The sequence below is a fragment of the Shewanella sp. BJSY2023SW005 genome (assembly GCF_047314585.1).
GTDB classification, from domain to species: Bacteria; Pseudomonadota; Gammaproteobacteria; order Enterobacterales; family Shewanellaceae; genus Shewanella; species Shewanella algae.
Genome location: NZ_JBKORJ010000016.1, coordinates 20574 through 32373 on the forward strand (window position 1 = coordinate 20574; position 11800 = coordinate 32373).

Annotated in this window: 10 protein-coding genes and 2 pseudogenes; 9 read left to right on the forward strand and 3 right to left on the reverse strand. The window is 54.7% G+C overall.

The annotated features are described in order from the left end of the window. Window positions 1-38 precede the first annotated feature (38 nt). The 8 genes from rsfS to ACMHXI_RS03150 all read left to right on the forward strand — a co-directional run bounded on the left by rsfS (window position 39) and on the right by ACMHXI_RS03150 (window position 8526). The gene (gene rsfS, locus ACMHXI_RS03115) at window positions 39-368 is read left to right on the forward strand and encodes a ribosome silencing factor (RefSeq protein ID WP_025011675.1); all 330 of its coding nucleotides are present in this window, start codon (window positions 39-41) and stop codon (window positions 366-368) included. After that, the gene (gene rlmH, locus ACMHXI_RS03120) at window positions 368-838 is read left to right on the forward strand and encodes a 23S rRNA (pseudouridine(1915)-N(3))-methyltransferase RlmH (RefSeq protein ID WP_039034324.1); all 471 of its coding nucleotides are present in this window, start codon (window positions 368-370) and stop codon (window positions 836-838) included. Before rsfS ends, rlmH begins: the two co-directional genes overlap by 1 nt. An 87-nt stretch (window positions 839-925) precedes the next feature. Continuing rightward, window positions 926-2770 carry a penicillin-binding protein 2 gene (gene mrdA / locus ACMHXI_RS03125; RefSeq protein ID WP_025011673.1) on the forward strand — a complete coding sequence of 615 codons (1845 nt, stop codon included), beginning with the start codon at window positions 926-928 and terminating at the stop codon, window positions 2768-2770. Beyond that, window positions 2754-3857 carry a rod shape-determining protein RodA gene (gene rodA, locus ACMHXI_RS03130; RefSeq protein WP_025889581.1) on the forward strand — a complete coding sequence of 368 codons (1104 nt, stop codon included), beginning with the start codon at window positions 2754-2756 and terminating at the stop codon, window positions 3855-3857. The genes mrdA and rodA overlap by 17 nt, the downstream gene beginning before the upstream one ends. Before the next feature lie 11 nt (window positions 3858-3868). Beyond that, window positions 3869-4864: a lytic murein transglycosylase B gene (gene mltB / locus ACMHXI_RS03135; RefSeq protein WP_413733974.1), complete on the forward strand. Its 996-nt coding sequence runs from the start codon at window positions 3869-3871 to the stop codon at window positions 4862-4864. Beyond that, a complete protein-coding gene (locus ACMHXI_RS03140; RefSeq protein ID WP_123116796.1) occupies window positions 4851-5642 on the forward strand; it encodes a septal ring lytic transglycosylase RlpA family protein in 792 nt (263 codons plus the stop codon). Before mltB ends, ACMHXI_RS03140 begins: the two co-directional genes overlap by 14 nt. Before the next feature lie 128 nt (window positions 5643-5770). Continuing rightward, window positions 5771-6952: a serine hydrolase gene (locus ACMHXI_RS03145; protein WP_093982408.1), complete on the forward strand. Its 1182-nt coding sequence runs from the start codon at window positions 5771-5773 to the stop codon at window positions 6950-6952. A gap of 272 nt (window positions 6953-7224) precedes the next feature. Further along, on the forward strand, window positions 7225-8526 hold the full coding sequence (locus tag ACMHXI_RS03150) for a DEAD/DEAH box helicase (protein WP_413733977.1): 1302 nt from the start codon (window positions 7225-7227) through the stop codon (window positions 8524-8526). A 94-nt stretch (window positions 8527-8620) separates the two neighbouring features. Here the strand turns inward: ACMHXI_RS03150 and ACMHXI_RS03155 are convergent. Both ACMHXI_RS03155 and ACMHXI_RS03160 read right to left on the reverse strand, forming a co-directional pair. After that, window positions 8621-8869: pseudogene (locus ACMHXI_RS03155) on the reverse strand (ribbon-helix-helix domain-containing protein); the annotation flags it as partial. A gap of 413 nt (window positions 8870-9282) precedes the next feature. Further along, window positions 9283-9840 (reverse strand): DJ-1/PfpI family protein, encoded by a 558-nt coding sequence (locus ACMHXI_RS03160; RefSeq protein WP_028781593.1) that lies wholly within the window; start codon window positions 9838-9840, stop codon window positions 9283-9285. 295 nt (window positions 9841-10135) lie between these two features. Here ACMHXI_RS03160 and ACMHXI_RS03165 point away from each other — a divergent pair, with 295 nt between their 5' ends. After that, window positions 10136-10768 carry a DUF2913 family protein gene (locus ACMHXI_RS03165; RefSeq protein ID WP_144165700.1) on the forward strand — a complete coding sequence of 211 codons (633 nt, stop codon included), beginning with the start codon at window positions 10136-10138 and terminating at the stop codon, window positions 10766-10768. 459 nt (window positions 10769-11227) lie between these two features. On the opposite strand, the pseudogene ACMHXI_RS03170 reads toward ACMHXI_RS03165, so the two are convergent. After that, window positions 11228-11800, reverse strand: a pseudogene (locus tag ACMHXI_RS03170) (alpha-amylase family glycosyl hydrolase); the annotation flags it as partial.

The following is an 11800-nucleotide window of genomic DNA, read 5'->3' on the forward strand; positions in this document are numbered from 1 at the left end:
CTACTGCGCTTGATCAAAAACATGAGAGGATCTTCAGCGTGCAAGGCACAGAACTGAAACAATTTGTTGTCGACAAGGTCGATGATCTCAAGGCTCGGGACATAGTCGTGCTGGATGTCAGCAAAAAGTCCAACGTGACCGACTTTATGGTTATCTGCTCAGGCACATCCAAGACCCATGTTCGCGCCATTGCTGAAAATGTGGTTGCCGAAGCCAAGCAAGCCGGCATGCAACCTCAGGGCGTAGAAGGCCGCGACAGCAGCGACTGGGTTCTGGTGGATCTGGGTGATGTGATTCTGCATGTGATGCAGGAGCAAACCCGCGAACATTACCAGTTGGAAAAACTCTGGTCTGACGCCAACGCCTGATGAAACTGCAACTCGTTGCCGTAGGCACCAAAATGCCGGACTGGGTCAGCAAGGGTTTCGCCGAGTACCAGCGCCGCTTCCCCAGGGACATGGCGCTGGAGCTGGTTGAAATTCCTGCCGGTAAGCGGGGCAAGAATGCCGATATCGCCCGTATTCTGCAAAAAGAGGGTGAAGCTATGTTGGCCGCGATCCCCAAGGGCAACCATATCGTCACTCTGGATCTGCCGGGCAGGAACTGGACCACTCCGGAGCTCGCCTCTGCCATGGAGAAGTGGCAGCTCGATGGCCGGGATGTCAGCCTGCTGATAGGCGGCCCGGAAGGCTTGGCCCCCGCCTGTAAACAGGCCGCCAGCCAAAGCTGGTGTCTGTCGGCCCTGACCCTGCCCCACCCCTTGGTGAGAGTCGTGGTGGCCGAAAGTCTGTACCGGGCCTGGAGCATCAACAACAATCATCCCTACCACAGGGAATAAGGCACCCAAGAGCCACTTGCATTAGCTGACTTTGCATTAACTGTTTGAGCCGGAGAGAATCCATTGCCGCGTAGAAAGCGAATAACCATGCATGATCACGCCGCCGAGGCGGCACTGTTCAAACGCCGGGCGCTGTTTACCTTTGTCTGCGTGGTCGCTTTGCTCAGCCTGTTGCTTGGCAACCTCTACTATCTGCAGGTGGTGTCTTTCAAAGACTACGAAACCCGCTCCAATGATAACCGTATCCGAGTGGTACCGCTGGCGCCCAGCCGCGGCCTAATCTATGACCGTAACGGCAAGCTGCTGGCAGAGAACCTGCCCTTCTACACCCTGGAAGTGATCCCGGAGAAGGTGAAGAACATGCAGCAGACGCTGGATGAACTCTCAACCGTTATCGACCTCAGTCAGGATGAGCGCGACAGCTTCACCGAGTCACTGAAATATCACCGCCGTTTCAAGCCGTTGCCGCTCAAGACCCGGCTGACGGAAGACGAGGTGGCCCTGTTCAGTGTTAACCAACACAGGTTCGATGGTTTCTATGTCGATGCCGGTCTTAAACGCCACTATCCCTATAGCAGCCTGCTGACCCATGTGCTGGGCTATGTCGGCAAAATCAACTCCAGGGACAGAGACGCACTGGAACGCTCAGGCAGTTGGAAAAACTATGCAGCCACCAAGGACATAGGCAAACAGGGGATAGAAAAGTTCTATGAGAGCCTGCTCCACGGCCTGCCCGGGCATCTGGAGGAAGAGGTCAACAACCTGGGGCGCAGTGTCCGCACCCTCAAGGTGACCCAGCCCGAGCCAGGACAGGATATCTACCTGACACTGGATCTGCAGCTGCAGCAAAAGGCTACCGAGCTGCTGGATGGCCGCCGCGGCTCAATCGTGGCAATAGACCCAAGAGACGGCGGGATTCTGGCCATGGTCTCCAGCCCCAGCTATGACCCGAACCAGTTTGTGCACGGGATCAGTTCCAAGGCATACAGCGAGCTGCTCAACAGTCGCTCACGCCCCTTGATTAACCGCGCAACCCAAGGGCAATATGCCCCGGCCTCCACGGTCAAACCACATCTGGCGCTCTTGGGACTGGAAGATCAAACCATTAGCGAGAAGACCCGCATCTGGGATCCAGGCTTTTGGCAGATCCCTGGGGTCGATCGTAAATATCGCGACTGGAAACGCTGGGGCCACGGCTGGGTGGATGTCTATGACTCTATAGTCCACTCATGCGATACCTTCTACTACGACATGGCTTACAAAGTGGGCATCGACAAGATTTCCGGCTTCATGGATCAATTCGGCTTCGGTCAGAATACCGGGGTGGATATCTTCGAAGAGTCTGCCGGGGTAATGCCATCGAGGGACTGGAAACGCCTCAAGTACAACCAACCTTGGTACATAGGCGACACCATCTCGGTCGGGATTGGCCAGGGTTACTGGACCACCACGCCGTTGCAGCTGGCCAATGCCACAGCCATTTTGGCCAACCGCGGCAAACGTTTTACCCCGCACCTGCTCAAGGCCATCAAGGACAACACAGCCCGCATCGAAACTCCAGTGGATGAAAGGCCGCCGATAGTGCTGAAAAACAAAAATAACTGGGAGATCATCAACGAGGCCATGCGCCGCACCGCGCAGAAGAGTCGCTTCACTGATGCCAGTTATACCGCGGCGATGAAGACAGGTACCGCCCAGGTCTTCAGCGTTGCCGAAGATGAGAAGTATGATGCGGACTCCATTGACGAGCATCTGCGCGACAACGCGCTGATCATCGCCTATGCCCCCTACGAAAATCCGAAAATAGTGCTGGCGGTGGTACTGGAAAACGCCGGTTGGGGCGGCGCCAACGCCGGGCCGGTTGCCCGGGCCATGCTGGATGAATATCTGCTACGGGATACCTGGGAGTTGAAACATGAGCCACAGCCGTAAACCCAATATCTGGCAGAAGATGCATATCGATCTGCCGCTGCTGCTCGGCATCCTGGGCCTGATGGGCTTTGGCCTGTTCGTCATCTATTCTGCCAGCGGTGAAGACCTGGCCATGATGGAGCGGCAGCTATTCCGTATGGGGCTGTCCCTTGGACTGATGCTGTTTATCGCCCAGATTAACCCCGAGGTGTTTCGCCGTTGGGCTCTACCCATCTATATTGCCGGGGTCGCCCTGCTGCTGGGGGTCCATTTCTTCGGTGAGATCAACAAGGGCGCCCAACGCTGGCTCAACCTGGGCTTTATGGAGTTTCAGCCGTCTGAGCTGATGAAACTGGCCTTCCCTATTACCATGGCCTGGTTTATCTCCAAGTTTCCCTTGCCGCCGAAGAAACGTTATCTGGCCGGTGCCGGGGTGATTTTGCTGATCCCCACTCTGCTTATCGCCAAACAGCCGGATCTCGGCACCTCAATTCTGGTGGCCGCCTCGGGGATCTTTGTACTGTTTCTCTCCGGCATGAGCTGGGCCATTGTCGGCGGTTTTATCGCCGCCGTGCTGGCACTGCTGCCGATTCTGTGGTTCTTTTTGATGCACGACTACCAGCGCAATCGAGTGATGACCTTGCTGGATCCCGAGGCCGATCCGCTCGGTACCGGCTACCACATCATTCAGTCCAAGATTGCCATAGGTTCAGGCGGACTCTGGGGCAAGGGCTGGCTCGATGGTACTCAGTCGCAGCTGGAGTTTTTGCCGGAGCGCCACACCGACTTTATATTCGCCGTGATCGGTGAGGAGTTTGGCCTCATCGGCAGTCTGCTGCTGCTGGCACTCTATCTCTATGTAATCGGCCGCGGCCTGGTGATCGCCTCCAGGGCTCAAACCAGCTTTGCCCGCTTGCTGGCCGGCTCGCTGACCCTCACCTTCTTCGTTTATGTGTTTGTGAATATCGGCATGGTGTCCGGTATTTTGCCCGTAGTGGGAGTCCCGCTGCCGCTGATAAGTTATGGCGGCACCTCTATGCTGACATTGATGGCCGCTTTTGGCATTCTAATGAGTATTCACACCCATAGACGCTTCATCGACAGATAGGAACGCCTTACATGCCGACATTCAAAAAGCTGTTCGCACCTCTGGGCCTGCTGCTGAGTCTCAACCTCAGCGCCTGTGCCACCGCCGAGATGCCCTCTCCCGAGCAGCTCAAGCAGGATTTTATCAAACAGCAACAGAGCCAGGGATTTAGCCAGCAAGAAGTCGAAAGCTTCCTCGCCTCGGCCCAGAAAAACCAGGCGGTATTGGATGCCATCTCCAGTCCTTGGGAGGCCAAACCCTGGCATCAGTACTACCCCATTTTTCTGACTGAAAAGCGCCTCGAAGCCGGGCTGAGTTTCTGGCAGCAGCACGAACAGACCATAGCGCGCGCCGCCAAGACCTATGGCGTGGATCCGCAAATCATAGTGGCCATTATCGGTATTGAAACCTTCTATGGCGGTTACATGGGCAAGTACCCGGTGATCGATGCCCTCTATACCCTGGGGTTCTACTACCCGCCACGGGCGACTTTCTTTCGCGGCGAATTTGCCAAGCTGATGACGCTGCTTAAAGAGGAGCAACTCAATAAGGAAACCCTCCTGGGCTCCTACGCCGGCGCCATGGGCTATGGCCAGTTTATTCCCTCAAGCTATCTGGCCTACGCCGTCGACTTTGACGGTGACGGCAAGCGGGATCTGCTGGGCAGTGTCGACGACGCCATAGGCTCAGTAGCCAACTATTTTCACCGTCACGGCTGGAAAGCCGGTGAACCGGTGGCGCTGGAACTGAGCACCTCAGCCACGCCCAAGGCCAAGGTCTGGAAGGGAGAAAAGCTCAATTACCAAGTGGCCGATATCCTCTCTCCCGAGGTGGCACTGAAGGAAAACCGGGATCTGGATGCCAGCCAAAAAGCGCTGCTTATCGAGTTGGAACTGGCCGATGCCAAAGACTATTGGCTGGGGCTGAACAACTTCTATGTGATCACCCGTTACAATCGCAGCCCGCTGTATGCCATGGCGGTTTATCAATTCAGTGAACAACTCAAAGCCCACCATGACAAGACTTAAACTATTGCTGCCACTGACCGCTTCGATTCTGCTGGCCGCCTGTGCCGGCAACTCGGGCCGTTACACCATGAAAGATGATAGGCCTCCGGCCGATGCCCCGGATGTCTCCAAGGTGGAAGATGCCCATCCCAGGTTCGAACCCTACAGCAAACAGGGCAATAAGGATTACCAGGTCAGAGGCAAGTCCTACCAGGTGATGCCGTCCGGCAAGGGGTACAAGGTTGAGGGGCTGGCATCCTGGTATGGCGCCAAGTTTCACGGCCATCTGACCTCCAACGGTGAAACCTATGACATGTACTCCATGTCGGCGGCGCACAAGACATTGCCACTGCCCAGCTATGTCAGGGTCACCAATTTGGCCAACAACAAGAGCGTAGTGGTCAGGGTCAATGACCGTGGCCCCTTTCACCCAGACAGGGTGATAGATCTGTCCTACGCCGCGGCTTACCGGCTGGACATGCTGAAGACAGGCACCGCCAGGGTGAGGCTGGAAGTCCTGTTTGAGGACAGCGAAGAGAGCCAGACCATGGCCGAGCTTCGCAGCGACAATTTGCACTATGTGCAGGTGATGGCATCCGGCTCGCGCGAGCGTCTGCTTGAGTTGGCTTCAGAGCTTGAAAGCAAGTACCAGGTCAAGAGCCGAATTACCGATGCCAAGCCGGTATACAGGCTGCAACTCGGCCCGGTCAGCCATGAAGGTATTGCCGCCAAATTGCTGGAAAAGCTGAAGCAGGAAGGCTTCCCGAGCAGCTATATGGTGACTGAACCAAAATCATAAGCGTTCAAAATTCCACTATATTTTTAACTAATTAAGGAACCTTAACTGAAATCTCCGGTCGACTAATGTTATACTCGCTGCGAATTTCAGCATATTTTCCGACTCCAACCAGAAGACGTATTCAGGTAATGATGAATTTTGTAAAAAGTCCCGCGAAAGCCTTTCTGTTGTTGGCCTGTGCCTCAGTTTCCGCCGCACAGGCCAACAATGCCCCGATAGTCGTCCCAGATGCACCGGATGTTGCCGCCAAGGCCTATGTCTTGATGGATTACAACTCAGGGCGCTTACTGGCGGAAAATAACGCCTACGAAAGCCTCAACCCTGCCAGCCTGACCAAGATGATGACCAGCTATGTCATAGGTCAGGAGATCAAGGCGGGTAATGTCTCTCCCGATGACGATGTGACCATCAGCAAGAACGCTTGGTCGAAGAACTTCCCCGACTCATCCAAGATGTTTATCGAAGTCGGCAAGACGGTTAAAGTCTCGGATCTGAACCGGGGTATCATTATCCAATCCGGTAACGATGCCTGTGTCGCCATGGCCGAGCACATTGCCGGAACCGAAGGCGCCTTCGTCGATCTGATGAACTCCTGGGCCAAGCAGCTGGGCATGCGTGACAGCTACTTTGAAAACTCCCACGGCCTGGATTCGGACAACCACAAATCCACCGCCTATGATATGGCGCTGCTGGGTGCAGCCCTCATCCGTGATGTACCCAACGAGTACGATATCTACAAGGAAAAATCTTTTACCTACAACGGTATCAAGCAGTACAACCGTAACGGCCTCTTGTGGGATAACAGCCTCAATGTCGACGGCATCAAGACAGGCCACACCTCGGGTGCCGGCTATAACCTGGTATCCTCAGCCACCAAAGACGGCATGCGCCTGATTGCCGTGGTCATGGGCACCAAGAGTGAAGCCGCCCGTAAGGCCGAGAGCAAGAAACTGCTCAACTATGGCTTCCGTTTCTTTGAAACCATCACCCCTTACAAGGCCGGTGACAGCTTTGTCACCCAGAAGATCTGGTACGGCGACCGTGACACTGTGGACTTGGGTGTAACCACTGACACTCCTGTCACCATCAACCGGGGTCAGGCTAAAAACCTGCAGGCCAACTTCGAACTGACCAAAGAGCTGACCGCACCGCTGGCCAAGGGTGAAGTCGTCGGCCGGGTATACTTCCAGCTTGATGGTAAAGACATTGCCCAGTTCCCACTGGTGACATTGGAAGAAGTCAACGAAGGCAGCTGGTTCAGCAAGCTGATGGACTACTTCAAGCAGATGTTTGCCGGCTGGTTCAGCTAAGCCAATAAATCGTGAGAGAATGCCGCCTGCGGGCGGCATTCTTGTATCTGCAAGAGACAGTGATATCCGCAGCGCCTCAGGGCATTTATCCTTGCAGTGCAAGAATAAAGCAGAAATGAGCGGGCCTTGATGGATTTTTTTGCTATACTCCGCGCCCGCCCGGGTTATCCCGGCACTTGGCGTTTACTCAGGCCTGAGCTTCCGGCATTTGGGCCGCCGACACCCGAAACAGCTAAGACACACGCCAAGCGGTTGAATACAGGAATATCGAGATGAAGTTTGAATCTTACAGTTTTGCCCCCGAAATACTCCGCGCGCTCAAAGAGTGCGGTTATGAGAGCATGACACCGATTCAGAGACAGGCCATCCCTGCGGTTCGCCGCGGTCAGGACGTACTGGCCAGCGCCCAGACGGGCACAGGCAAGACCGCCGCCTTTGTGCTGCCTATTTTGCAGCGCCTGCAGGATAACCCGCTCGAACTCAAACCCGGCAATATCCGGGCCCTGATCCTGGCACCGACCCGTGAGCTGGTGTCCCAGGTTGCCGACAATACCCGCCAATACGGCAAATACCTGCAACTTTCGGTGGCCACTCTGTTTGGCGGCGTCAAGTCGGCATCTCAGGTCAACAAGCTCAAGCAAGGCGCCGACATAGTGGTGGCCACTCCGGGGCGTTTACTGGAACAACTGCTGGCCGGTAACCTGAGCCTGGGCTCACTGGAAGTACTGGTGTTGGATGAAGCCGACCGTATGCTGGATATGGGCTTTATCAACGATATCAACAAAATACTTCAGAGCGCCGCCAAGCAGCGGCAAAATCTGATGTTCTCGGCCACCTTCTCTGGCGCGGTAAGGCGCCTGGCCGATGAGATAATGAACAAGCCCAAGGTCATCACGGCCGACCGCCAGAACACCACAGCGGTGACCGTCAGCCAGGTGGTCTACCCGGTAGAGCAGCGCCGCAAGCGTGAACTCCTGTCTGAGCTTATCGGGCGCAAGAACTGGCAGCAGGTGCTGGTGTTTACCGCCACCCGTGAAGATGCGGATCATCTGGTCAAGGAGCTGAATCTCGACGGTATCGCCAGTGCCGTGGTACACAGTGAAAAAGCCCAGGGCAGCCGCCGCCGGGCGCTCAGAGAATTCAAGGAAGGCAAGGTACGGGTATTGGTATCCACCGAAGTGGCCGCCCGCGGCCTGGATATTCCGGATCTCGAGTATGTGGTCAATTACGATCTGCCCTTCCTGGCAGAGGACTATGTGCACCGTATCGGTCGCACCGGCCGCGCCGGCAAGACGGGTGTCGCCATCTCTTTTGTCAGCCGCGAAGAAGAGCGCACTCTGGCCGACATCGAAAAACTGATCGGCCAAAAACTCAAGCGCATCATGATGCCAGGCTATGAAGTGAGTAATCGCGATCTCCTGCTCAAGCAACTGCAAAAGCGCCGCAGCTTCGCCAAGAAAAAGCCGGGCGCCAGCAGCGCCTCGGAGCAAGTCGCAGCGGAAAAGAGCATGTCCGGCCGCAGAGTTAAGGTTAAAGTCGGCTCCAGCGGCATCAAGCCCAAGAAGCTCAAGTGAGCCGCCCCGCATGACGGGCTTTTGCTCCTATGTTGAATCATTAAAAAGCCGCGCACTGCGCGGCTTTTGGCTAGTTGGGTTTTAGCTGGATTTATCACTGGCTGGAAACACTTGCATTCTCGGCGGCAAAGCTTGCTCCCCTAAGGGACAAGCGCTCACCGCGATTGAGATAGGTGGTGCAAGCCACCCGCAGCAAGGATGCAAAATTGCTGACTCGCCCTTCCTTGCAGCAGGCCTCTTGGTGGATACGGCTGAGGCACTCACCGAGACTCAGCCCCGCCTCGGCAGCGATATCCTCCAGCAACTGCCAAAAAATCGCTTCCAGGCGAATACTGGTGACGACGCCTAATACCGTTCCACATAGGCGTTGGCTCGCTCAGCGAGAATGAAAAGGTGCGGAGGCAAGCGGGACAATGGAAGATTTATCGGGATAAGTCGACTTTGTTCTGCGATGTATACGTACCTTTTCAACTCGCCCCTTTGGGAGCTTGTCAGCCACCCGATTACTGCGCCAACTTGTCTCGCCATAGCACCACTATGCCATCGACAATCCGACTTGTACTCAGTTGGCTGACACAGCTCTGAGCAGATTAAATGCCTATAAGGAACGGTATATACGCACCGAGCGGGTTTTCAACTCAAACAAGGCGGGAGCCGCCCCGGAATAGATTTCACACATAGCATCTCCGGCCAAGTGAAAGACCCGTTAAGATGACCTTTGGCCGTCAGAGCGGACAAGGCCCTGGGCAGTGGAATTCAGAGCAAGGCGTGGAACTGCGCCAACCACTGAGGATGGGCAGGCCAAGCCGGCGCTGTAACCAACTTGCCGTCAGTAATCGCTTCTGTCACCTCGATATCGGCATATTCACCACCGGCTTGGCGTACTTCGGGGGCACAGGCGGGATAAGCCGACACCTTCTTGCCCTGCACCACTCCGGCGGCGGTCAGCAGTTGCGCCCCATGACAGACTGCGGCAATCGGCTTATCCGCCTTGGCAAAGGCTCGAACCAGCTCAAGCACTTCATCATAGAGACGCAGATACTCGGGTGCTCGGCCGCCGGGGATCAGCAGCGCATCAAAATCATCGGCACTTATCTGTTCAAAGTCACCGTTGAGAACGAAATTGTGCCCAGGTTTTTCACTGTAGGTTTGATCGCCTTCAAAATCATGAATAGCCGTCCTGACAGTATCACCGGCCTCTTTTTCAGGGCACACAGCAGTAACCTTGTGGCCCACCATCTGCAGCGCCTGAAACGGCACCATGATTTCATAGTCTTCCACATAATCACCGGCAAGGATCAATACGTTAGCCATTGTCTTCTCCTGTTATTCCATCGACTCACCATCAGACTCATCTTAACCAAGCCCATAGAGGCAGAGGTAACAACCGGCTACTACCTCACTCTGTTCATTAAACAACCCGGTTGCCCGGCAGACAAGAGATATCCTTGAGATTGAAAAATTTACAGTAAGATAGCTGCGAAGACAGATCGGATAACTGTCTTACTGATAACCATTGTGGTGGTTTTTCTTTGTCTGCCTGATATAGAAAACTGCAGCTTAGGGTATACTCAGCGCCCCATCCATATCTCTTACACGCGGAAAAACAATGACAGAACAAAGCTACAATCAGGCCTTGCTGGCATTAACCCAGGCCGGCCTCGCTGCTTTGGCGGAACGTAACCATGCCGCCGGCAGCATCAAGACCCCGGCGGCGGAAAGTCATTTCCTCTGCAACTGGATGGTGCAGTCACTAAAAGAGAAACGTTTCTCAAAGTTAGTGGCAGAAGATCTCACTCGCTGGATAAGAGAGGGCCGAAGCCTGGGGGCCGGTGCCAAGTTACCCGAGGTACTTCAACGTATCCAGGCGCAATATCTGCCAGCCATCAATAATGCCGCAGTGGGGCAATCGCTCCAGAACCTGATTGCCGAGCTCCAGGCCGAAGGCTGGCTCGTCATCCTCGACTTTGAAGTAAGCGGTAAACTCAAATTAGACAGCCAGGGGCAAAACAGCTTGGTGATCTCCACAGAGCAGTATCAGCAGCATCTGCTCGATGGCAAATTGATCAAACCCATCACCCTTTACATCCGCGCCGACGAGCAGTTGATTGCCCAGTTTTCTGTCAAACATGCGCTTCTGCTCAGCCAGGGGGATAAGAAAGCCAGTTGCATCAAGCACCATAAGGCTTATCGACTCTATCCTGATAACCAACAGCCCGCATTGGCATTGCTCAAGGCTTAACTTTCAGCATTGGACATGACCTTGGAAGTAGCACTGGTGAACACTCTCACCGCAAGAGCCATGTCCGGGTTTCTCAGTCCCCCGGCCAAGTTCGCTGAATCCACCTTGTGTTCAATAATGGGGTTGTTAGCCAATAGAAGGGTTGCGGCTTTCGGCCGCTGCCACAGCGGCTAGCATAGCTTTCAGCTAAAAGTTCCTAAGTTAGTATTGGCGAGCTTCCGGCCACTATGTAGTCCATCACCTGCGGTGCGGATGGGCGAAATATACAGGACATCCTAAACACTTTCTGAGCCGCGAGGAGCACGTTGCAGGGGTCAGTCTCTGATAAATAACGACGGATTTTTGGAAATGAGACTCTCTGAGATGAGTAATCTGCGTGCTTCATACAAAAACTGCGATTGCCAGGCAGGCCAACGGCAGGCTTAAGCCTGCTTATGCAAAATTACGAACGGTTTAAAGTTAATGGGGATGTATTGCTTGGCTTTGTTGCTTACCCCGGCACCACTTACCGCCATATTTGGCCTTCATGGCACACATCGCATCCCATCGGCCACTCATGCCACTGTACTGGTGGCGAAACTCCTTGGCAGAAGTTATCCAGGCATCGTCGCTGATACCAAGCTCAAGCAGTAGTTTGGGCCTGGAACAGGTAATAAAGCCACGCTTGTCTTCCCGCACCGCCCGACCTGTCCAATCAATCAGCTCCAGATAGTCGGCAAAGTGAAACGGAATGCCGCTTTGTTCGGTGGCAGTGGCTGCACCATCAAATTGCAGCAGTGGCTTAATTGAAGCGTTGGCAGATGCAGGCTCAGCAACTTCTTCTATGCGCTCCTGAATGGATGTGTAATCAGAAGTTTGTAGTGAATCAGCAATACCTGCGCGAATGGGATTTAAATCCACGTACATCATGCAGGCCAGCAGCGCCTGCGACTTAAAGCGTCCTTCCCAGAATACGCCCTTGCAACCATCTTCTCGATTGGCCTTGCGGGCGATATCTTCGTTTAAACAGCGCATAAACCAACTGATACTGCC

Bases quoted from the DNA above. Each gene is read 5' to 3' on its own strand.
- ACMHXI_RS03140 (WP_123116796.1), top strand. From the start codon at position 4,851: ATGACAAGACTTAAACTATTGCTGCCACTGACCGCTTCGATTCTGCTG.
- ACMHXI_RS03145 (WP_093982408.1), top strand. From the start codon at position 5,771: ATGATGAATTTTGTAAAAAGTCCCGCGAAAGCCTTTCTGTTGTTGGCC.
- mrdA (WP_025011673.1), top strand. From the start codon at position 926: ATGCATGATCACGCCGCCGAGGCGGCACTGTTCAAACGCCGGGCGCTG.
- ACMHXI_RS03165 (WP_144165700.1), top strand. From the start codon at position 10,136: ATGACAGAACAAAGCTACAATCAGGCCTTGCTGGCATTAACCCAGGCC.
- rlmH (WP_039034324.1), top strand. From the start codon at position 368: ATGAAACTGCAACTCGTTGCCGTAGGCACCAAAATGCCGGACTGGGTC.
- ACMHXI_RS03150 (WP_413733977.1), top strand. From the start codon at position 7,225: ATGAAGTTTGAATCTTACAGTTTTGCCCCCGAAATACTCCGCGCGCTC.
- mltB (WP_413733974.1), top strand. From the start codon at position 3,869: ATGCCGACATTCAAAAAGCTGTTCGCACCTCTGGGCCTGCTGCTGAGT.
- rodA (WP_025889581.1), top strand. From the start codon at position 2,754: ATGAGCCACAGCCGTAAACCCAATATCTGGCAGAAGATGCATATCGAT.
- ACMHXI_RS03160 (WP_028781593.1), bottom strand. From the start codon at position 9,840: ATGGCTAACGTATTGATCCTTGCCGGTGATTATGTGGAAGACTATGAA.